Below are 18183 nucleotides of genomic sequence, written 5' to 3' on the forward strand. Positions count from 1 at the left end.
GACGGAGCGCGCTCCGATGCCCGGAGAAAGCGGAAGGGGGAGAAACACATGATCGCAACCGCGGCCGCCATCACCGACGACCTGGCCGGGACGGTCGGCATGATCGTGGGCGGTCTCGTCGTCGTGGCCTTCGCCATGATCTGGCAGCGCAGGAAGTGACGGTGACAACGCTCTGCCTCGACACCACCCCGCCCCGCCCTCTATGATCCACGGCGACATCGCGTGCCGGTCACCGACCGGGTGAGGCATGGAGGTGTCGGGAGATGCCTTCTGGAGGCATTCCTTGTCCGTCGAGTTGAACCACACCATCATTCACGCCCGGGACAACCGGGAGTCCGCCGAGTTTCTCTCGGACGTTCTGGGGCTCGAAATCACCGCTGAGTGGGGGCCGTTCGTCGCGGTCCAGTTGAGCAACGGCGTCACCCTGGACTTCGCCGCCATCCCCGCCGAGAAGATCACCCCGCAGCACTACGCGTTCCTGATCTCGGAGCCCGAGTTCGACGCGGCCTTCGCACGGATCCGCGAGCGCGGGCTCACGTACTACGCCGATCCGCACGGCAAGCAGCCCGGCGAGATCAACCGCAACGACGGCGGCCGTGGGCTGTACTTCATGGATCCGGCCGGGCACGGGATGGAGATCATCACCGTGCCGTACGGGGGCTTCCCCGGCTCCCCCGAGTAGCGCGCGCCCCGACCGCCCGCACGGTTCACGACGGGCAGCTCTTCGCCCCCTCCCCCCGGTACGTCCGGTACAGCGGCAACTCCCCCTTGCCGTCGTCCCGGTGGTTCACCGGGGGGAACTCGATCACCGGGACCGGTTTGCACACCGCCCACTGGTCGTTGACGCCGGGGCCCGTGAAGCCGAACGTCCCGCTGGAGCCGGCCAGACACCCCAGGCACTCGCTGCCGTTGACCGTCGACGTCGTCAGCGTGCTGTAGATGTCCTTCGTGCTCGGCAGCTTCGCCGGGTCCGGGGTCGTCTTGCCGCCCTCGTTGACCTCGCTGTACGTGCGGTCCACCGCGTCCGCGAGGAGCGCGAAACCGTCGTGGTACAGGGACGCGTAGCCGTCGTCCAGGGGCTTCGCGCCCAGCGGGTGGGCGCGCGCGATCTTCTGGAAGCGGGCCAGGAACTCCGCCGACCCCTGGGGCGGCGCGTTCTTGCCCTTCGCCCACTGGGGGTCGTACGCCGCCGCGTCGACGATCGTCGCGTTGGCGGTGCGCAGGCTGCGCTCCGCGTCGGCGGTGGTGAGCGTCGGCTCCAGACCGATGGCCACCTTCATGATCCGCAGCTTGCGGCTCCGGTCACAACCCGCCTCGTCGGCAAGGCGGTTGACGAAGGCCGGCAGGTCCTGGTCGCGGCCCGCGTAGAAGACCGTGTCGACCCGGTCGCGGCAGATCTTCGCCACCGCGTCGGCGAATCGCTGCGGTATGCCCTGGTCGTTCCCGGACGAGCCGATGTAGTGGGAGGTGTGGTCCCGAAGGTCGTACTTCTTGCCGAAGTGCCGCTCGAACACCTCGCGGAGGTTCTTCGAGTACACGTCGCCCTCACGGCTGTCCCAGAGGAGCAGGCCCTTGCCCTTCTGCGGATAGCGGTCGAGGTAGCGGGCCAGGGCGCGGGCGAACTCCTCGTTGTTGGGCGAGGTCTTGAAGAGGTAGCGGGAGTTCATGGAGGCGGCGGTGAGGACGGGGCCGACCGTGGGGATGCCGCGCGCGGACAGCTCGGCGACCATCGCGCGGGTCTCCTCCGTACTGCTGGGCAGCCCGGTCACCCCGACCAGCGGCGCCTCGGTCTCCTTCGTCAGGCCCTCCAGTTGGTCGACGACGGTCTTCCACTGGCCGAGGTCGCGGCCGTCGGGCGCGAAAAGGAGCTGGTAGTGCGGCCCGCTCGCGCGGTTCGCCTCCTGCTGCGCCGCCAGCGAACCCGCGAGCGCCCGCCGGATCATGTCCCCGGTCATCACGCTCGACTCGTCCGACGTGAACGGCATCATCAGCGCGATGCGCACGTACGGAATGCGGTGCCCGTTGCCCTTCGGGTTCTTCCAGTCCTGCTCGACGCGCGCGTTCTCGTCCGCCACGGCCTTCATGAGGGAGGCGATGCCGTCGTCCGCGTCGAAGGTGTGGTCGGCGACCCCGACACACTCGCCGTTGAGCTTTGACAGACCGTCACCGCACGGTCCTGGCCGGGAGTTGACCCAGACCAGCGAGCCCGCGACCAGCGCGGCCGCCACCACCGCGGCCACCAGCCATTCGAGCGGACCCCACTCCTTGGGCGGGTGGTTGAACATCAGGACCCCTCACTGGCGGGGACGGGCAGGACGTGGCGCTTGCGGGCGGCGGCGGGCCAGTCGCGGGCGGCCCTGCCGAGGGCGGCGTACCAGGCGGGGTGGCGCCGGGACAGGAACCCCAGCTCGTCGCCGACCGCCTGGCAGAGGGTCTCGGCGTCCGGGTCGATGGCCGGGTCGGCGTACGGCTCGGACAGGTACCACAGCGCGTGCAGGAGCCGGTTGACGCACCGGCCCGCCTCGTCGAGGTGGGTGTAGCGGGAGGCGTGCTCGCCGAGGGCGATCTCCACCCGCTGATCGCTCCACCCCTCGCCCGCGCCCCCGTAGAAGGCGCCCGACGGGGCGCTGCCCACCGGCGGGGTCGGCGCGGTCGCGCAGTGGCGCAGGCAGATGAGCCAGTGCTCGACGCTCTGCTCGGCCTCCTCGGCGCCGAACTCGTCCGCCAACATGTCCACCACCTGCGCCGCGTTGCCGGTGGCCAGGCTGTGCCGCAGCGCGTCCGCCTCCTCGGTGTCGGCGCGCTGGACGTGGTGCAGATGCAGGAAGCGGTGGATCTGGTACCAGCTGTGCGGGTCGTCGGCGGGCGGCGAGGTGCGGCGCGCCTCGTGCACGAGCAGCGTCTGCAGCAGCCGGTTCTCCACCAACGGCCCTTCCACGGAAACGGATTGCTGCCACTGGCGCTCCACCAGGTACTGGGCCGCCGCGTTCGCGGGCAGCTGCTCGGGCCCGTCGAGTCGCAGGTCCTCGGCGAGCGCCTCGGCGGCCGCGTTGTCCCGCGCCAGACACAGCACGACGAGCCGGTCGCGCTGGCGCCGGTCCGGCAGCAGATCCTCCAGGAGTACGTGGGTGACGGGCCGGCCCGCGGCGGTGGGCAGGTCGAGGAGGTCCTTGGGGGTGACGGCGCGGTTCTGGCCCGCGGCGTGCACCACGGCGTCGCACAGCACGGTGCTGGCCGACGGATGCCCCCCGGTCAGCGCGTGCAGGGCGGTCGCCAGGTGGGGGTGGAGCAGCCGGGAGGAGGCCCGGTCGAGCAGGGAGAGGATGTCGTCGCGGCCCAGCGGGGTGAGCGGCACGACGAGCAGCCCGGCGGACGGGTCGTGCCCGGCGCGCTCCCACAGGGGGGCCGCGTCCTTGCGGTGCGCGCCGCCGACGACGGGCAGCAGGTCGGCGAGTTCGCGGCGGACCGCGTGCGGGGCCTCGTCCGGCGGCAGGTCGCCGAGGCGGGTGGCGACGACGGTGATCCGGTCCCGGTCGGTGCGCTGCGCGGTGGCGCGGTGTTCCAGGAGGAGTTCGAGGAAGCGCCGCCCGGCGGGGGTGTGCGCGTCGTCGAGGAGGATCAGCGGCCAGGGTTCGCGGTTCCAGCGGCGCACCCGGCCGTAGGCGGCGGCCACTTCGTGGAGGAAGGCGGCCATGAGGGTGTTCTCCACGGCGTGTTGGTAGTCGCCGCCCCGGTGGAAGCGGCGGCCGAGCTCCAGGAGGGCGTCGGGCCGGGCGGTGGCGCCTGCCGGGGCGGTGTGCCGCTGCCCGTACCAGTTCCTGGCCGGGTCGAGGGAGCGCAGGGACTGCAGTTCGCGCAGGATCGCCGCGGTGACCGGCTGCGAGCCGTCGTCGTCCTGCACCTCGATCCCGGCGGCGGCCGCGCCCGCGGCCTCCTCGATGGAGGCCTGGACCCGCTCCGACCACTGCCGCGCCACATCCCGCTCGGGCCCGGTCAACAGGCCGCAGGAGTTGAGGAGTCGGGCATGTCGTCCGCAGACGGCGTCCCGCCCGTCGGCGTCGTCCACGTACCAGCCGGAGACGGCGAACAGGCCGGGCAGCAGGACGGGGAAGTGCCCGAGTCCGGGTGCGAACGCGCACACCAGACGCTCCAGGATCTGCACCAGGTCGGCGGCCGGCGCGGCGGGGACACCGCCGGGCGGCGCGGCGGGGTCGCGCGCCCCGGCCACCGCGACGCGGATGTGGGCGAGCGGCAGCCTCGTGTCGTAGGCGCGGGCGAGGCCGTCGAGGACGGCGCTGCGGCCGAGGCCGTGCTGGCCGGTGAGCAGGACGACCGGCGGGTCGTCGGCGAACGCCCGCTTCCTGCGCGCCCGTTCCTCGTAGGCGAGGCCGGTGAGCGAGGGGACGAGCGAGCCCACCAACGGGTCGCGACCGTACAGCAGTGGCGCTTGCGGCCTGCCCATCCGACGACGTCCCGCTTCCGTTGCGATTCATCGGCCGCGTCCGGCCGCTGGCTGTGTGCGTCAACTCCTCTACGGACGGCAGAACTTACCTGCGCATCCCGTCTCCCGCCAGCGGAACAAGGGGCTCAGGGGTGCGGATATATCTCCAGGTCCACCCCGTCCGGAAGGTCGGACGCCCCCTGCACCTCACCGGGATACGCGAGCCTGACCCGCCGCAGTCCGGTCAGCCCCTTGAGCGAGCGGAGGTGGATGTCGGTGCCCTGGGTGAGGTGGATCTCCGCGAGGCCGGGCAGCCGTCCCGCGATCCTTCGCAGCGACACGGGGGCGCCCGGCTTGGCGTACACGTACAGGTACTTGATCTGCGGGATCCCGGTGCTCGGGCCGAAGAAGAGCAGCATGCTCAGCTGCTCGGGCGAGAGGGTCAGCGTGTGCAGCGCGGGCAGCCTCGGCTCCGCGCCCTCGCGCGCGGCGAGCAGGCCCGCCCAGTGGTCGGGCATCAGGCGCTCACCGGCGTCGTGCAGGCGCAGCTCCTCCAGGGCCGTGCAGCGGGTGATCTCGGCCATCTCCACGGTGCCCGGCGGCAGCGCGAGGACGCGCAGGCGCTCGGGGTGCGGCAGGTCGGCGAGGCCGCGCCAGGGCACCTGCGCGCCCAGGTGCAGCTCGGTCAGGCGCGGGCAGTCGGCGAGCCGGGCCAGCGGTTCGAACTGCGGCAGGTCCTCCAGCACGAGGGTGCGCAGGGCGGGCAGGAGGGTGAGCGGCGCGGGATCCTTGACGTTGCGGCAGCCCTGCAGGGTGAGGCTCTCCAGGTGCGTGAAGTCCGCGAGCGGGCCGAGGTCGTCCAGCTGGAGGGCGCCGCGCAGGCGCAGTTCGCGCAGCCGGGTCGGGTCGAGGGCGGCGCGCACGGCGGCCGGGTCGAAGTCGCCGTGGATGCCGACCCGTTCGCAGCCGGGCAGCACGGCGAGCGCGTCGAGTTCGGCCCGCGAGCGTACGGTGACGGGTTGCGTGGGGTCGGCGGCGAGCAGTGGTCCGATGATCTCCTCGGCGTAGACACGGGTGTCGAACCGGTCCCAGTGGCCGAGGAGTTGGGCCCGTACGACGCACTGGCGGGTGTCGAGGAACTCGCGCAGCCGGGGTATGGCGGAGTCCCCGCCGATCTGGCAGATCGCGTGCACGGTCGCCAGCTCCTCGTCGCCCGACAGCTCGCCGGCGTGGGGCAGCATCTGCAGGAGCAGCGGGCCGGTGCGGGCGAGCACCCGGGCCTGGCGCAGGCTGCGCGGCGGCAGCATGCGGGCCGCCTCCGTCTCGATGGTCCTGCGCACGGCGGGGTCGAGGCGGGTGGCCTGTTCCAGGGAGGCGAGGGCGAGCAGCCGCAGGCGGGCCTGAACGGTCGGGTCCTTCTCGCGGTTGCCGCGGTCGCTGAGTCGCATGAGCAGGTCGGCGCGTCCGTTGTGGTCGCTCTGTGCCACGGCCATCTGCACCACATCTTCCCACTGGTCGACATGCGCGTTCTTCACCAGGATGCCGAAGTCGCGCTCCTCCAGCACGGCCTTGGCCCCCAGATAATCCTGGAACGTGCGGTGGACGAAGTCCACGGCGCCCACGGAGGGTTCACGGAGCAGACCGGAGCGTTCCAGGAGGTACTGCAGGGCGTCCTCGGGCTCCCCCAGCTGTTGCAGGCTGGGGACCTGGGGCTGGAGCCTGCGCACCACGTCGACGGCGTCGGCGCGCTCGATCTGGGTGCGTTCGTTGCGGATCAGCCAGTACGCGAGGCGCTTGAGGGGCTCGGTGGCGGCCTCCTCGTCCAGCTCGGCGTGGCCGCCCCGGCCGAACAACTCCCGTTCCATGTCGCGCCGTTCGAGCAGCATCGACAGGGCAGCCTTGTAGAGGGCGGCGCGGCCCCGGGGCAGGAAGCCGCGGCGCTCGCGGTGCAGGGCGCAGATCAGGCTGCACATCAGCGGGTTGGTGGCGAGTCTGCTCAGCTCCGGGCCGGCGCGCAGCGCCTCGGTCAGCTCGTCGCCGAGCCCCTCGCGCGCGCCGGCCGCGGTGTGCCAGCGCTGGATGAAGACGCGCAGGTCGGCGGGGCGCAGCGCGTTCAGGGTGAGCTCGTGGAAGCCCTCGCGGGCCAGCCAGCCGGGGTCGAGCGCGGAGGGGCGGGTGGTGGCGAGCCACAGGTTGCCGGGGAAGGCGGCGAGGAGCCCGCGCAGCCAGACGCGGGTGCGGGTGCGGTCGCCCTTGGGGATCTCGTCGAGCCCGTCGATGAGCAGCAGCCCGCGCCCGTTCTGCAGCACGCGCGCGGCCCAGCCGTCCGGCTCGGTGCCCACCAGCGGGCAGCCCATCCACCGCAGGAAGTCCTGGGGCAGCGGGAGTTCGGTGCCCTCGCGGGCGAGGGTGCGCAGCGGCAGGACGAAGGGGACGCGGCCGAGGAGCTGCGGCAGATGGCCCGGCACCTTCTCCTGGCGGGCGGTGGTGATCGCCAGCCACTGCACGAGGGTCGTCTTGCCGGTGCCGGCGAGCCCGTGCAGCAGCACCCGGCCGCGGCCGGCCAGGGCGGTCTCGACGCTCTCCTCCAGCTCCGTGTCCCGTACCGCCTCCACGGCGTCGGACTCCTCGGCGGCCGCGGCGGGGGCGGCGACGGCCCGCGGGCTCAGATAGGCGCTCTCCAGGGACCACTCCTGGCCGCCGGGGTCGCGCAGGTCGACGCCGTAGATGGTGAGGCTGCCGTGCCGTTTGACGACGTAGTGCGCGTAGCTCTCCTCGAAGCGGGCGTCCGCCGTCGTCCAGTCGTCGCCGGAGACGCGCCGCCGGATGATCTCCAACTGTTCGCTCTGCTCCCGCAGTTCGCGCATCTCCTCCAGCTGGGCGCGGGCGGCGAAGCCGGGGCGCTGGGTGAAGAACCGGACGAGGTGCACGCAGGCCGTCTGCAGGAGCTGGTCGTGGAAGAGCGCGGCGTCGCGGGTGAGGAGCCTGCGGGTGTCGGGCCCGGCCTGCCGGGACAGCCGCTCCGCGAGCCGCTCGGGCCCGAGCACGAAGACCTGCACGTCGTCCATGTCGAGCTCGCCGAGCGCGAAGAGGGTACGGGTGAGGGCCTGGCCGACGGCGTCGTGCTCGTCGTCCTCGATGGGCCGCTCGCCGGGGCCCGTGGCCCGTACGGCGCGGCGCACCAGTTCGCTCGCGAGCCGGTGCATGTCGTCCTTGCTGAGCGCGGGGTGGTCCCCGGCGAAGGACAGCAACCCCGTGATACGCACGGGCCGTTCGCGGAATTCGGCGCCGGGTGCCTTGGGCGGCGGCAGGACCAGCCGTTTGAGCAGCGGCACCACGACCGAGGACGCGACCTTGAGCCCCACCGCTCCCACGTCCACGCGCAGCCCCCGCCCTCTCGCAGCCGTACTCGTACTCATACCCGTACCCGGCACACAAAGCGTAGGGCCCGCACCCCCTTCGCAGGGAGTACGGGCCCAACTGGCCTTACCGGGCGGCGTACTTGCGGCTCGCAGACCTACTTCTTGATCAGCGAGCGCAGCACGTACTGCATGATGCCGCCGTTGCGGTAGTAGTCCGCCTCACCGGGGGTGTCGATGCGGACGACCGCGTCGAACTCCACACCGGAGTCGGTGGTGACCTTGACCGTGCGCGGCGTGGAGCCGTCGTTCAGCTCCGTCACGCCGGAGAAGGAGAAGGTCTCCTCACCGGTGAGGCCGAGCGAGGACGCGGTCTGGCCCTCCGGGTACTGGAGCGGAAGCACGCCCATGCCGATGAGGTTCGAGCGGTGGATGCGCTCGTACGACTCGGCGATGACGGCCTTCACGCCGAGGAGCGCGGTGCCCTTGGCGGCCCAGTCGCGGGACGAGCCGGAGCCGTACTCCTTGCCGGCCAGGACGACCAGCGGGATGCCCTGGTCGATGTAGTTGCGCGAGGCGTCGTAGATGAACGAGACCGGCGCGTCCTCCTGCGTGAAGTCACGCGTGAAGCCGCCCTCGGTGCCCGGCGCGATCTGGTTGCGCAGGCGGATGTTGGCGAACGTGCCACGGATCATGACCTCGTGGTTGCCGCGGCGCGAGCCGTAGCTGTTGAAGTCGCGGCGCTGCACGCCGTGCTCCGTGAGGTACTTGCCGGCCGGGGTGTCGGCCTTGATCGCACCGGCCGGGGAGATGTGGTCGGTGGTGACCGAGTCGCCCAGCTTCGCGAGGACGCGGGCGCCGGTGATGTCCTCGACCGGGGACGGCTCGTGCGCCATGCCCTCGAAGTACGGGGGCTTGCGGACGTACGTCGACTCGGTGTCCCACTCGAAGGTGTTGCCGGTGGGGATCGAGAGCGCCTGCCACTGGGCGTCGCCCGCGAAGACGTCCTCGTAGGACTTGTTGAACATGTCCTCGCCGATGGAGTTGGCGACGACGTCGTTCACCTCGGCCTCGGAGGGCCAGATGTCCTTGAGGTGGACCGGGTTGCCGTCCTGGTCGACGCCGAGGGCCTCGGTGGTGATGTCGATCTTCATCGAGCCGGCCAGGGCGTACGCGACGACCAGCGGCGGGGACGCCAGGTAGTTCATCTTGACGTCGGGGTTGATGCGGCCCTCGAAGTTCCGGTTTCCGGAGAGGACGGAGGTGACGGCCAGGTCGTGGTCGTTGACGGCCTTCGAGACCTCCTCGGGCAGCGGGCCCGAGTTGCCGATGCAGGTGGTGCAGCCGTAGCCGACGAGGTTGAAGCCGACCTTGTCGAGGTAGGGGGTGAGCCCCGCCTTGTCGAAGTAGTCGGTGACGACCTTGGAGCCGGGCGCGAGGGTGGTCTTGACCCAGGGCTTGCGGGTCAGGCCCTTCTCGACGGCCTTCTTCGCGACGAGCGCGGCGGCGACCATCACGTACGGGTTCGAGGTGTTGGTGCAGGAGGTGATCGCGGCGACGGTGACGGCGCCGTGGTCCAGCTCGTACGTCGAACCGTCGGGGGCGGTCACCTGGACCGGGTTGGACGGGACGCCGTTCGTGGTCGCCGGGGCGTCGGAGGCCGGGAAGGACTCCTTGCCCGCCTCGTCCACGCTGTCCACGTAGTTGCGGACGTCGATCTTGAACTGCTCGGCGGCGTTGGCGAGGACGATGCGGTCCTGCGGACGCTTCGGACCCGCGATCGACGGGACGACCGTCGAGAGGTCCAGCTCCAGCTTCTCGGAGAAGTCCGGCTCGGCGGCCGGGTCCAGCCAGAGGCCCTGCTCCTTGGCGTACGCCTCGACGAGCGCGACCTGCTGCGCGTCGCGGCCCGTCAGCTTCAGGTACTTCAGCGTCTCGTCGTCGATCGGGAAGATCGCGGCGGTGGAGCCGAACTCCGGCGACATGTTGCCGATGGTGGCGCGGTTGGCGAGGCTCGTGGCCGCCACACCCTCGCCGTAGAACTCGACGAACTTGCCGACGACGCCGTGCTTGCGCAGCATCTCGGTGATGGTGAGCACCAGGTCGGTGGCGGTGGTGCCGGCGGGCAGCTCACCGGTCAGCTTGAAGCCGACCACGCGCGGGATGAGCATGGAGACCGGCTGGCCGAGCATCGCGGCCTCGGCCTCGATGCCGCCGACGCCCCAGCCGAGGACGCCCAGGCCGTTGACCATCGTGGTGTGCGAGTCGGTGCCGACCAGCGTGTCGGGGTAGGCCTGGCCGCCCCGGACCATGACCGTACGGGCCAGCTTCTCGATGTTGACCTGGTGGACGATGCCGGTGCCCGGGGGGACGACCTTGAACTCGTCGAAGGCGGTCTGGCCCCAGCGCAGGAACTGGTAGCGCTCCTTGTTGCGGCCGTACTCCAGCTCGACGTTCTGGCCGAAGGCGTCCGAGGTGCCGAACTTGTCGGCGATCACGGAGTGGTCGATGACCAGCTCGGCCGGGGCCAGCGGGTTGATCTTCGCCGGGTCGCCGCCGAGCTCCTTCACGGCCTCACGCATGGTGGCGAGGTCCACGACGCAGGGCACGCCGGTGAAGTCCTGCATGATCACGCGGGCCGGCGTGAACTGGATCTCCTGCGACGGCTGAGCCTGGGAGTCCCAGTCGCCGAGCGCGCGGATGTGGTCGGCGGTGATGTTCGCGCCGTCCTCGGTACGGAGCAGGTTCTCAAGGAGGACCTTCAGGCTATAAGGGAGCCGTGCGGAGCCCTCGACCTTGTCCAGCTTGAAGATCTCGTACGACTCGTCGCCCACGCGCAGCGTGCTGCGGGCGTCGAAGCTGTTCGCCGACACGACAGTCTCCTTCATATTTGTGCGCGTTCGCTCACATCCTGCCGCCACGACTCCTCGTCGATCCGCTAAGGTAAGGCTTAGTTAGGTAACCCTTACCGAGTGGCGGCCTCTGGTGCGCCTCGGCAGATATCTCGATGTCGAGATAACTCTAGTACATGACCCGCGCGGGCGACGAGGCGCGTCCGCTGTGTCCTGCCCCGGCGGAGCCGGGGCAGACTCGTTCACGGATCGCACAAAGGGGTGCCAGAACCGTGAAACAGAACGACTTGACCCTACGTCCGGTCAACGGACCGGAAGAGCTCGAACTCTTCTCCCGACTGCCTTACGTCCTCAACGAGGAACTGGCGGACGACCTCACCCTCGGCCGCCGACGCCCGGAATGGATGTGGGTCGCCCTGCGCGGTGACCGCCTCCTGGCCAGAGCCGCCTGGTGGAGCCGGCCCGGCAGCGCCTGAGTACAGCCGTTTCGTCCCGCCGGACTGGCGTGAGCACACACGGCACCGAGCAGCCGTCGAGCACCGCATGACGGTGCTGGAACGGACCGGCGCCCGGCTCTTCGCCGAGCGGCTGCGCCTGGAGTGGCATCCGGGATCGCCGGTTCCCGGGCCCACCGAGCGCCTTGCGTTCCGGCCGGTCCGCAGCGGCGACGAACTCGTGGCGCTGATGGCCTCGGCCATGGACGGGACTCTGGACGCACATGGCCGTGCCGACCTGACTCGGATGTCCGCCCAGGAGGCGGCCGTCAAGCACTACGAGGACGAGTTGGCGCGCTACCCGAGCCCACGCGACTGGTGGCGGGTCGCGACGCTGCCCGACGGAGAGCCGGTGGGATTCGTCCTGCCGGCCCACAACGGCCACAACGGCCACAACGGCCACAACGCGATCATCGCCTACATCGCGGTCCTTCCCCCGCACCGCGGCAACGGCTACATCGACGACCTGCTCGCCGAGGGCACCCGCGTCCTTGCCGAGCAGGATGTCCCGCGCGTCCGCGCGTCCACGGACCTGGGCAACGTGCCGATGGCGAACGCCTTCCACCGCGCCGGGTACGTCACTTTCGGGCGCGAGATCAACATGACCTGGAGCCGATCGGGCTCCTGCCCGGGGGTGACCATGCGGCCCGTGAGGCGGGTCACATCTGCCGGACCTCAACCGTGGTTGAACAAGCAGGCTTCCGGTCATCGGGGCGATCGCTTCGCGGTCGCCCGGGACCTGCGCTCATTGAGGAGTCTGTGATGGCTGACAACCGTGTCGTGGTGGTCACCGGCGCGACCGGCAAGCAGGGCGGCGCCACCGCCCGCGCTCTGCTGTCCCGCGGCTGGGCGGTGCATGCGCTGGTGCGTGATCCCGGCAAGGCGGAGGCACTGGCGCTGGAGGAGGCCGGGGCCGTGCTGGTGCGCGGCGATCTCGACGACGCGGCCTCGCTGGATGCGGCACTGGCGGGGGCGTACGGCGTGTTCAGCGTGCAGACCTTCGCCGGGTCCGACGGCTTCGCCGGCGAGGCGCGGCAGGGCAAGGCCCTCGCGGACGCGGCGGTCCGGGCGGGCGTCGCGCACTTCGTCTACAGCTCCGTGGACGGTGCCGACCGGCCCGGTGAAGTGCGGCACTTCGCGAGCAAGGGGGAGGTCGAGCGGCACATCGAGGCGCTCGGGCTGCCGGCCACGGTGTTGCGCCCGTCGTTCTTCATCACCAACTTCGAAGGGCTCGGCCCGCAGTGGAGCGAGGGAGAACTGGTGCTCGCACTGGCGCTCGCACCGGAGACCCGGTTGCAGATGATCGCCCCCGGGGACATCGGGGTCATCGCCGCGGCCGCCTTCGACGCGCCTGCCGACTATCTGGGGCGCACCATCGAGATCGCCGGGGACGAGGTGACCGGCCCCCAGATGGCCGAGATCTTCGGTCGCGCCGCGGGTCGGCCGGTGCGCTTCGACGCCCTGCCGGTCGAGCAGGTGCGGGCGCACAGTGCGGAGATGGGGGCCATGTTCGACTGGTTCAACACGGTGGGCTTCCGAGCCGACCTGCCCGCGCTGCGCGAGCGCCACCCCGGCCTGACGAGCCTGGACGCGTGGGTGAGCGAGCGGTGGACGGTACCGGCCGAGCCGGTGCGGGCCGCGTGAGGTCACGCTCCACTGCCGATGACCGCGGTCCGTGAGTGCGCCGGGGCGGTGGCCTTGTGCGCCGCGCCGGTCTCCCGGAGGGTCAGCAGGCCGGTGGCCGCGATCAGCGCCGAGGTCAGGCCGTGGACGCCGAGCGCGGTGGCGAGGGGGCCGTGGTGGGCCAGGACGTTGATCATGTCGCCGAACGGGGCGACGGCCGCCGTTGCCGGTGGGCCAGGTCGGCAGACCAACGCCTTGCGTGGACGCCTCCGGGGCCAGGATGAACAACGACCCCAGGCAGAGGACGAACAGGGCGCAGACGGTGGCCAGGACGGTGTTGACGTGCTTCAGCGACATGGTTCTTCTCCTATGACGGGTGAAACTCCAGCTGACGGTTCGGCGGGCGAGACCTGGGCGAGCACGATCTCGCCAACGTCCGTTTGCCAACACTGTTGGTCAACGGCGTTGGCAAACGTAGAGCCGCCGCCCTGGACTGTCAACACCCGTTGGTCTACGTTGTTGGCATGACCGGCACCACGGAGAACCAGCAGGCCGCACGGCGTTCCGACGCCACCCGCGCCACCATCCTCGACGCGGCCCGCGAGCGGTTCGTGGCGGACGGCTACGAGAAGGCGACCATCCGGGCCATCGCGCGCGACGCGAAGATCGACCCGTCCATGGTGATGCGCTACTACGGCAACAAGGCGGGCCTGTTCGCGGCGGCCGTCGCGATCGATCCTGGGCTGCCGGGCCTGCCCCTCGAACCGCGCGAGGAGATCGGCCGCACGCTGGTCCGGCACTTCCTCACCCTGTGGGAGGAGAACGGTGAGCTCACCGCGCTGATGCGGGTCGGCGCCACCGATCCGGCCGCCGCCGCTCGCATGGAGAGCGTGCTGCGCGACCAGATGATCCCGCTGGCCCAGCGGCTGGGCCACGACCCCGAGCAGGCGCGGGCGCGGGCCGCACTGTGCGTCTCGACCGTGCTGGGGCTCGCGTTGACGCGCTACGTGCTGCGGTTCCCGGCGAGCGTGGCGCTCGACCGCGAGGAGATCGTGGACTGGCTCGGGCCCACGGTCCAGCGGTATCTCACGGCGCCGACGCCCTGACGGATGACGTATCACGGGTGACGGATGGCGGGTGACGGATACGGACAGCGGATGACGGACGGCCGATGACGGTCGTCCGCCGACCCGCCCGTCAGGCCTCGCCCCTACGCTCCGCCGCCACCGCCACCGTCACGTACCGCATCGTGAAGCTGCCGCCCATCGCGTCGACGGCCCTGCCCACCGCGGCCAGCACGTGGGACTGGGCCTCCGCGGGCAGGCGGGTGAGCGCGCCCTGGGTCGGGAGCTGATCCAGCCAGGCGTCCCGGGTGTACGTGCACTCCCAGGTCAGGCGCCACTCCTCCGGTTCCGTGAAACCGCCCGCCCGCCGGATTCCGTCGGCCGCCTTGCCGAGGATGAGCCGGTACGCGTCCTCGGTGGCCGTCGCGGTCGTGGTTGCTGTCGCGGTCGCGGTCGTGGTGGCCGTCGTCGTCGCCCGGGCGGCGAGCGGTGAGTCGGGCGCCGCCTCCCGGTAGGCCGTGGCGAACGCGTCCGCAACGGGGGCCGGCGGCTCGTGCACGTTCCAGAACGCCATGAGGCGCCCGCCGGGCCGCAGCACCCGCGCCGCCTTGGCCGCCCCCGCGACCGGATCCACCCAGTGCCAGGCCTGGCCCGCGACCACCGCGTCGAAGCGGCGGCCCGCCGGGTCCCACTCCTCGACCGTCGCCACCTCGGTCTCGACGCCGAGCCGCCGGGCCAGTTCGGCCATCCGCCCGTCGGGCTCGACGCCCAGCACGGAGCAGCCGGCGGCCCGCAGTTGGCGGGCCGCGATGCCCGTGCCGCAGCCGACGTCGAGGACGGCGGGCGGGGAGCCGTCGCCGACGATCCGGTGGATCAGGGCGTCCGGGTAGCGGGGCCGGGTCCTGTCGTACCGTTCGGCGTCCACGCCGAAGGACTCGGCGATACCGCGCTGACGGTGGGGTTCGTTCTCCGGGATAGTGGGCATGCGCCCACTGTGAGTGGGCACGTGCCCACTCGTCAACGGGTCGGGCGCGGGCGGCGCGGTCAGCGCGGTCAGCGCGGTCAGCGCGGTCAGCGCGGTCAGCGCGGTCAGCGCGGGCGGCACAATCAGCAAGGTCATGCGGACACGAACCGTCGGACGAGCAAGACGGCTACAGGGCAGAGGAGAACGTATGGCGCCGACCGGGGTGGCCCTCCGCGACGTGCGCGAGCAGCTGTTCGGCGCCGCCGAACGCGTCCTGCTCCGCGCCGGACCGAACGCGCTGACCAGTCGCGCGGTGACCGAGGAGGCGGGCTGCGCCAAGGGCGTCCTGCACCGGCACTTCGCCGACTTCGACGCCTTCCTCGCCGAGCTGGTGCTCGACCGCATCGGCCGGCTCGACGCGCGCGGCGCCACGTTGTGCGCCGTCGCCGGGACCGGCTCCGTCACCGGCCGGCTCACCGACGCGCTCACGGAGCTGTTCGGGCCCGTCGCCCTCGGCGTCCTGGGCCTGATCACCTCGCGGGACGCGCTGCGGACGCGGCTGCGCCGCACCACGCCGATCGGGATCCCCCTGCTGACGGAGGCCGCCGCCGTCCTCATCGCGTACCTCACGGCGGAGCGCGACCTCGGCCGGCTCGCCCCGGACGCCGACGTCGACACCCTCGCCCTCACCCTGACCGGCGCCGGACACCTGCTCTTCGCCGGGCACGAGAACGGACCCCCGGAACCCGAGGCGGTCCGCAAGGTCGTGGTCTCGGTGATCGGCGGGGCTGTGCGCGAGGGGTGAGCCCCGGGGCGTGTCCGTCCGCTCAGGGCGCCTTCGACCGCCGGGGCGAGGACGCGCGGAACACGAGGCCGGCGGGTACGACTACCAGGTCATCAACCAGGACCAGGCGCCGCTGCACCAGCATCGCCGACTCGCAGTTCTCCGGCGGACCCTCAACGCCGACTCCCTGCCCCTGCGGGCCCGGATCGCCGCCGCGCTCGTCCTCCTCTACGCCCAACCCGTCACCCGCATCGTCCGCCTCACGGTTGACGACATCCTCGACGACGGCGCCACCGGCGCCGTCCGGCTGGGAGATCCGCCGTCCCCGCTTCCGGAGCCCGTCGCTGACCTCATGCGGGCATACATCCAGTCGTGCCAGCACCTGCCCTACGCCGGCAGCAGAAGCTCACCGTGGCTCTTCCCCGGCCGCCAGCCCGGACAGCCGATGAACCCGGTCAGCCAATACGCGTCACCTCAACATGCGAGCCCACCAGTCCGAGGCCGGTCGCGCAACTTGCGAAGTCGAGAGCGGTACTCGCCCGGGGCCGTGCCTCGGACACGTCTGAAGGCACGGCTGAAAGCGTGCGGAGAGCCGTATCCGACCGCGCCGGAGATCGACTCGACCGGCTCATCGGTATCTCGGAGCCGGACGGACGCCAGGTCGATGCGCCACTGCGTCACGTACGCGCCCGGCGTCTGTCCGAGGGCGGACCGGAAACGCCTGGACAGCGTCGCCCGGGAGACGCTCGTCGCGGCGGCCAGGGTCTCCGTGGTCCAGGGGTGTCCCGGTTGGGCGTGGACACACGCGAGAGCGTCGCGCACGACCGGATCACGCATCGCTCCCAGCCATGAGCCGGACTGCTCCTGCGGATGGCGGTCAAGCCAGGCACGTACGAACTGGACGAGCAGAAGGTCGACGATGCTGTTGATGGCGGCGGTGGTGCCGAACTGCGGCTGTGCGAGCTCAGCAGCGAGAAGTTCGACGGTCCTTCTGAACTGCGCGTTCTCCCGGGCTGTGACGTGCATCGGCCGAGCGAAGGAGGTAAGCACCGGTGTGCGCACCTCCGGGTCCTGCTCGTAGTGCAGGATGATCACTTCCGTCTGCACCGGCGCCGAGCCCAGCCTCAGGGCACGGCCATCGCCAAAAGCCCGGGCCGCCTCTTCACGGTCGCAGGAGCCCATCGTCACGCCGGCGCCGCCGGCTATCCCGTGTGCGGTGCCCGGCGGCACCAGGACGGCGTCCCCGGCCTGCACCTGAAGAGGTTTCTCGCCCGTGACGTGGAGCCACATGGTGCCGCGGGACACCACGTGCAGTGCCGCTCCTGGAGAGGAGTCCAGCCACAGGCCCCAGGTTCCTCCAGCCTTCAGCATGACCCCGAGCGCCCCACGCGCACCCGAAACACGCAAGACCTCCGCCAGTACATCCATGGGTCCATTCTCGTCCGCCGCCGCGAGCCGCCCCCGGCGGGCGACGGCGCATGTGTCCTGGTCCACAGCGTCAGGCCACGTCAAGAATGACCTTTCCGTGCACCTTCCGCGCGAACAGCGCCTGGACGGCGTCGCCCACCTCGTGCCAGTGGCCTCGAAGTCCGACCGGCGCCGAGAGCCTCCCGGCGGCCATGAGGCCCAGCAGGTCCGTCAGCTCCCCGCCGGTCGGTGTCATGTCGCCGTAGGTGGCGATGCTGCGGGGTTCGCCGAAGCCGAACAAGGCACCTGACGGGAACGTGGTCTCCTGTCCCGAGGAGTAACCGACCAGGTGGAGGGTGCCGCCCTCGGCGAGGGAACTCCACGCCTGGGCCACCAGTGGTCCGCCGACCGTGTCCAGGACGAGGTCGAACCGGTCCCCGGTCTCGGCCAGGTCGGTCAGGACCTTGTCGGCGCCGAGTTCGCGGAGTCCGGCGGTCCGCTCCGGCGAACCGACGAGTGCCGTCACCCGGGCGCCCGCCAGCGCTGCCAGTTGGACGGCGAAGTGCCCCACGCCCCCGCTGGCGCCGGTGATCAGCACGTTGCGCGCCAGCAGGGAACGCGTGCGCAGCACCCGGAATGGGGTGACGCCGGCGATCCCCAGCGCGGCGGCGTCGGCCAGATCCACGCTCTTTGGGACGGTGCCGAGCGAGGCGGGACCGACTGCCACCCGCTCCGCCCACGCGTGGGGAGCCATTCCCACCGCGACGCGCGTACCTTCGGGCGGCCCCGAGCCGTCGGATGCGGCGCGCACCACGATGCCGGCCGCGTCGTGACCGTGCACGGCGCCGGCCGGCCACTGGTCCACGTAATTCAGCTCTCCGAAGTTGAGACCGATGTGCCGTATCTCCACCAGCGCCTCACCGGCGGACGGTACGGGCTCATCGACATCGGCGAACCGGACGGGTCCGGCCCCACTGTGATCGACCACAAGGGCGCGCATAAGGGATGTGTTTCCTTCTCTCGTGGGTACGCCTGAACACTCGGCGCTGCAGCAGATCGAGTGCGCAAATGCCGCACTGCCGTCTTCTTGAAACCCTACGCAGGACCGGGACAGCGACCAGAGCCGTGAGAATCAATCAGTTGACGATTTGTGTCAGTGCGACTCGCGGCGCGTCGAGCCCGGCACCCGTCGGGT

Annotated in this window: 12 protein-coding genes and 2 pseudogenes; 5 read left to right on the forward strand and 9 right to left on the reverse strand. The window is 71.3% G+C overall.

Going from position 1 to position 18183, the window contains the following annotated elements; genetic code table 11:
- The first annotated feature begins 283 nt into the window (after positions 1–283).
- Positions 284–682: a VOC family protein gene (locus ACFYO9_RS19955; protein WP_355804967.1), complete on the forward strand. Its 399-nt coding sequence runs from the start codon at positions 284–286 to the stop codon at positions 680–682.
- Positions 683–707: 25 nt separating this feature from the next.
- Here ACFYO9_RS19955 and ACFYO9_RS19960 read toward each other — a convergent pair whose 3' ends face one another.
- The 4 genes from ACFYO9_RS19960 to acnA all read right to left on the reverse strand — a co-directional run bounded on the left by ACFYO9_RS19960 (position 708) and on the right by acnA (position 10673).
- Positions 708–2285 (reverse strand): ABC transporter substrate-binding protein, encoded by a 1578-nt coding sequence (locus tag ACFYO9_RS19960; RefSeq protein WP_355804964.1) that lies wholly within the window; start codon positions 2283–2285, stop codon positions 708–710.
- Positions 2285–4462: an ATP-binding protein gene (locus tag ACFYO9_RS19965; protein ID WP_355804962.1), complete on the reverse strand. Its 2178-nt coding sequence runs from the start codon at positions 4460–4462 to the stop codon at positions 2285–2287. The genes ACFYO9_RS19960 and ACFYO9_RS19965 overlap by 1 nt, the downstream gene beginning before the upstream one ends.
- 125 nt (positions 4463–4587) lie before the next feature.
- Complete coding sequence (locus tag ACFYO9_RS19970) at positions 4588–7860, reverse strand: NACHT domain-containing protein (protein ID WP_358775265.1); 3273 nt, start codon at positions 7858–7860, stop codon at positions 4588–4590.
- Positions 7861–7958: 98 nt separating this feature from the next.
- The gene (gene acnA / locus ACFYO9_RS19975; RefSeq protein ID WP_355804956.1) at positions 7959–10673 is read right to left on the reverse strand and encodes an aconitate hydratase AcnA; all 2715 of its coding nucleotides are present in this window, start codon (positions 10671–10673) and stop codon (positions 7959–7961) included.
- Positions 10674–10924: 251 nt separating this feature from the next.
- Between acnA and ACFYO9_RS19980 the strand changes: the two are divergent.
- Positions 10925–11759, forward strand: a pseudogene (locus ACFYO9_RS19980) (GNAT family N-acetyltransferase); the annotation flags it as partial.
- A 149-nt stretch (positions 11760–11908) separates the two neighbouring features.
- Positions 11909–12790 (forward strand): NmrA/HSCARG family protein, encoded by an 882-nt coding sequence (locus tag ACFYO9_RS19985; protein WP_358775267.1) that lies wholly within the window; start codon positions 11909–11911, stop codon positions 12788–12790.
- A 2-nt stretch (positions 12791–12792) separates the two neighbouring features.
- Here the strand turns inward: ACFYO9_RS19985 and ACFYO9_RS19990 are convergent.
- Positions 12793–13126: pseudogene (locus ACFYO9_RS19990) on the reverse strand (DUF4267 domain-containing protein).
- 167 nt (positions 13127–13293) lie between these two features.
- Here ACFYO9_RS19990 and ACFYO9_RS19995 point away from each other — a divergent pair.
- Positions 13294–13875 (forward strand): TetR family transcriptional regulator, encoded by a 582-nt coding sequence (locus ACFYO9_RS19995; protein ID WP_358775269.1) that lies wholly within the window; start codon positions 13294–13296, stop codon positions 13873–13875.
- 91 nt (positions 13876–13966) lie between these two features.
- Here the strand turns inward: ACFYO9_RS19995 and ACFYO9_RS20000 are convergent, their stop codons facing one another.
- Positions 13967–14818, reverse strand: coding sequence for a class I SAM-dependent methyltransferase (locus ACFYO9_RS20000; protein WP_358775360.1), 852 nt, complete (start codon positions 14816–14818; stop codon positions 13967–13969).
- A gap of 187 nt (positions 14819–15005) precedes the next feature.
- Here ACFYO9_RS20000 and ACFYO9_RS20005 point away from each other — a divergent pair, with 187 nt between their 5' ends.
- On the forward strand, positions 15006–15602 hold the full coding sequence (locus ACFYO9_RS20005; RefSeq protein ID WP_358775271.1) for a TetR/AcrR family transcriptional regulator: 597 nt from the start codon (positions 15006–15008) through the stop codon (positions 15600–15602).
- Between the two features lie 22 nt (positions 15603–15624).
- Here the strand turns inward: ACFYO9_RS20005 and ACFYO9_RS20010 are convergent, their stop codons facing one another.
- The 3 genes from ACFYO9_RS20010 to ACFYO9_RS20020 all read right to left on the reverse strand — a co-directional run bounded on the left by ACFYO9_RS20010 (position 15625) and on the right by ACFYO9_RS20020 (position 17988).
- Positions 15625–15963 carry a hypothetical protein gene (locus tag ACFYO9_RS20010; RefSeq protein ID WP_358775273.1) on the reverse strand — a complete coding sequence of 113 codons (339 nt, stop codon included), beginning with the start codon at positions 15961–15963 and terminating at the stop codon, positions 15625–15627.
- 92 nt (positions 15964–16055) lie between these two features.
- Positions 16056–17009, reverse strand: coding sequence for an AraC family transcriptional regulator (locus ACFYO9_RS20015; protein ID WP_358775274.1), 954 nt, complete (start codon positions 17007–17009; stop codon positions 16056–16058).
- A 70-nt stretch (positions 17010–17079) separates the two neighbouring features.
- Positions 17080–17988 (reverse strand): zinc-binding dehydrogenase, encoded by a 909-nt coding sequence (locus tag ACFYO9_RS20020; RefSeq protein ID WP_358775276.1) that lies wholly within the window; start codon positions 17986–17988, stop codon positions 17080–17082.
- Positions 17989–18183 lie beyond the last annotated feature (195 nt).

This window comes from Streptomyces sp. NPDC005863 (assembly GCF_042871345.1).
GTDB lineage: Bacteria > Actinomycetota > Actinomycetes > Streptomycetales > Streptomycetaceae > Streptomyces.

Bases quoted from the DNA above. Each gene is read 5' to 3' on its own strand.
- ACFYO9_RS19960 (WP_355804964.1), bottom strand. From the start codon at position 2,285: ATGTTCAACCACCCGCCCAAGGAGTGGGGTCCGCTCGAATGGCTGGTG.
- ACFYO9_RS19965 (WP_355804962.1), bottom strand. From the start codon at position 4,462: ATGGGCAGGCCGCAAGCGCCACTGCTGTACGGTCGCGACCCGTTGGTG.
- ACFYO9_RS19970 (WP_358775265.1), bottom strand. From the start codon at position 7,860: ATGAGTACGAGTACGGCTGCGAGAGGGCGGGGGCTGCGCGTGGACGTG.
- ACFYO9_RS19985 (WP_358775267.1), top strand. From the start codon at position 11,909: ATGGCTGACAACCGTGTCGTGGTGGTCACCGGCGCGACCGGCAAGCAG.
- ACFYO9_RS19995 (WP_358775269.1), top strand. From the start codon at position 13,294: ATGACCGGCACCACGGAGAACCAGCAGGCCGCACGGCGTTCCGACGCC.
- ACFYO9_RS20000 (WP_358775360.1), bottom strand. From the start codon at position 14,818: ATGCCCACTATCCCGGAGAACGAACCCCACCGTCAGCGCGGTATCGCC.
- ACFYO9_RS20005 (WP_358775271.1), top strand. From the start codon at position 15,006: ATGGCGCCGACCGGGGTGGCCCTCCGCGACGTGCGCGAGCAGCTGTTC.
- ACFYO9_RS20015 (WP_358775274.1), bottom strand. From the start codon at position 17,009: ATGGATGTACTGGCGGAGGTCTTGCGTGTTTCGGGTGCGCGTGGGGCG.
- ACFYO9_RS20020 (WP_358775276.1), bottom strand. From the start codon at position 17,988: ATGCGCGCCCTTGTGGTCGATCACAGTGGGGCCGGACCCGTCCGGTTC.